Origin of the sequence: Mesorhizobium sp. M7D.F.Ca.US.004.03.1.1, from assembly GCF_003998635.1 — a bacterium.
Classification (GTDB): Bacteria; Pseudomonadota; Alphaproteobacteria; order Rhizobiales; family Rhizobiaceae; genus Mesorhizobium; species Mesorhizobium loti.
Map to the genome: position 1 here is coordinate 1 of NZ_RZQG01000892.1, position 2,371 is coordinate 2,371.

Genomic DNA, 2,371 nt, shown 5'->3' on the forward strand with positions numbered 1-2,371 from the left:
AACCCCGCCGCTGACGGCGGGCGACAACCTTGTCACCTCAAGCTGGGACATCATGGCTGGCAGCGTCAAGCCGGCCGAAAACGTGCTGCTCTATGACGACAATGGCGGCCATCAGGGCATGGGCGCGGCCGAACTGATCGCCAATGCCGGCTCGAAACTAGAACTTGTTTCGCCGGAGCGCTTCTTTGCCCCGGAAATGGGCGGTATGAATCACGTGCCATACATGCGCGCCTTCCAGGAAAAGGGCGTCACCATCACCATCAACACACGGCTGCGTTCGGTGCGGCGCGAAGGCAACCAGCTGATCGCCGAACTGGCCTCGGATTTCGCCGACAGCTGGCGCGGTGAGCGGCGGGTCGACCAGGTGGTGGTCGAGCACGGCACGCTGCCGCTCGACGATCTCTATCTCTCGCTGAAGCCGCTGTCGAAGAATGGCGGCGCGGTGGATTACGAGCGTCTGGTGAGCGGTGGCGACATCTTTCCGGCCCGTAATCCGCAAGGCGGCTTCGTGATGTTCCGCATTGGCGACGCGGTCGCCTCGCGCAACATCCATGCCGCCATCTATGACGGCATCAGGTTCGGCTTGCGGATCTGAAATTAGGTATCGCGAGGATCGGTGGCGCGCGGTCGGACCTGCGTACGAGAGCCCGTGTACTTCGATCTGGCCGCGCGCCCGCACGTCATTGGCTCGTCGCCAGACAACGTACGATTCTGTGAGGAGGTGCGGCGTCTCAGACCATTCTCGCGACAGCCATGCACAGCACCGTGACGACCAGCAACCAGGCGGCAATGCGCTCGCCCGTCGCCATTCTGGCGCGAAGTTGCGTTTCGGTTTCCGCATTCGCATCGGCAAGTCGTCTGCTCGGCGCCCTGACCATGGCGCCGAGCACGCCGGCGGCGGCGAAAGCGGCCAGGATGCCAAGCGCGAGCACCATTTCCATCGAACCGAAATAGGCGCCGTGGAAGAAATACCAGAGCAGCGCTCCGGTCAGGAAAACCATGCCGGTCGCGCCCATCTGCGGCTGGATGAAGCGTTCGGCCCGGATATCGGGATCGCGCGCCAGCGTGATCGTGGTGCCTGCCCAGAAAACACCGGCCATGACATGAAGGCCGATAATGACGATGTAGACATACTGCATGACCGGATCTCCTCTCGCGCCCGCCATTGCACATAAAGTTAGATATCGAATGATTAGATGTCAATGTATAAAAGACAGCCAGTTCCATCTGCGGAAAACACCGTTTAGTGTCCTGCAATGACACCCTTCGAACGCCCGCCAGTTGGCATGAATCTCGGCCGAACCGCCAAGCTGGTTGCCCAGGCTTTCGACGCCGCCTTGGTCGAGGCCGGCGGTACGTTGCCGGTCTGGCTCACCCTGCTGTCGGTCAAGTCGAGCAGGCTTGCCAATCAGCGCGAACTCGCCGGCATGATCGGCATCCAGGGGGCGACGCTGACCCACCATCTCAACGCGATGGAGGCACAGGGCCTGCTGATGCGCCGCCGCGATCCCGTCAACCGTCGCGTTCATCTGGTCGAATTGACCGGGGCCGGAGAAGCAATGTTCGAGACATTGCGCAAAGCAGCGCTTTCCTTTGACAAGCGGCTGCGGGTGGGGTTGTCCGACGAGCGGCTGGCGGAGTTCGCGCAGGTGCTGGCGGCGTTGCGGGGCAATGTGGGAGGATAGGGGAGCGCGCACCCCCGATCATCGGTTCAGTCGTCGTAGCCCTGGATTGTCCCAAAGGTGTAATGGCGCAGCTTCAGCGCGGTGATCAAATTGGTCAGCTTCGTCTTGCCGTCGAAGCGGTCCTGGAACATCTCGTCATGCATCAACAGGATCAGCTTGCCGGGCTTGACGAAGCGGCCATAGCCGAAGAGGTGGTCGATCTCGCTGACCAGATGGTCGACGCTCTGCACCGGTTCGCCGCTGTCCTTGTGCACCCATTCGTGGTCCCAGCCGTAGAGATAGAAGCCTGAGGCCGCGACAAACTCGTAGTCGGGCTCTTCATGCCCCTCCTGGGCGAGGCCAAGCGAGGTGTCGTTCTTCGACATGGAGGGCAGCCTGAACACGTCGCGTCCCGGCAGCCGCGCATGCACCATCGGCTTCAAGCCAAGCACCGCGTTTGCCCGCATCATGTCGGCGACGACGCCTTCGGTGTCGGCGTAAAAATGCTGGTAGCGGTTGTTGGCGTGGCTGTAGCTGTGGTTGCCGAGCGTCACCAGCGCAAGCTGCTTGGCGCGTTGGGCGAGCGCCCTGTTGCCGGCGCTCGCCTGCGCGTGCATGCCGACCATGAACATGGTCGCCGGAACCTGCTCGGCTTCCAGCACATCGAGGATGTTGCTTGTGCCGTTCAGCGGGCCATCGTCGAAGGT

3 protein-coding genes and 1 pseudogene are annotated in these 2,371 nt (G+C 62.2%); 2 read left to right on the forward strand and 2 right to left on the reverse strand.

Going from position 1 to position 2,371, the window contains the following annotated elements; all coding sequences use genetic code 11:
- Positions 1 to 595, forward strand: a pseudogene (locus EN935_RS31455) (N-methylproline demethylase); the annotation flags it as partial.
- A gap of 136 nt (positions 596 to 731) precedes the next feature.
- Here the strand turns inward: EN935_RS31455 and EN935_RS31460 are convergent.
- Complete coding sequence (locus EN935_RS31460) at positions 732 to 1,139, reverse strand: hypothetical protein (RefSeq protein WP_127264290.1); 408 nt, start codon at positions 1,137 to 1,139, stop codon at positions 732 to 734.
- A gap of 147 nt (positions 1,140 to 1,286) precedes the next feature.
- Between EN935_RS31460 and EN935_RS31465 the strand changes: the two genes are divergently transcribed.
- Positions 1,287 to 1,685, forward strand: coding sequence for a MarR family winged helix-turn-helix transcriptional regulator (locus EN935_RS31465; RefSeq protein WP_245468863.1), 399 nt, complete (start codon positions 1,287 to 1,289; stop codon positions 1,683 to 1,685).
- Positions 1,686 to 1,711: 26 nt separating this feature from the next.
- Here the strand turns inward: EN935_RS31465 and EN935_RS31470 are convergent.
- Positions 1,712 to 2,371: polysaccharide deacetylase family protein (locus EN935_RS31470; protein WP_127373988.1), on the reverse strand; the 660-nt coding region annotated here is incomplete at its 5' end.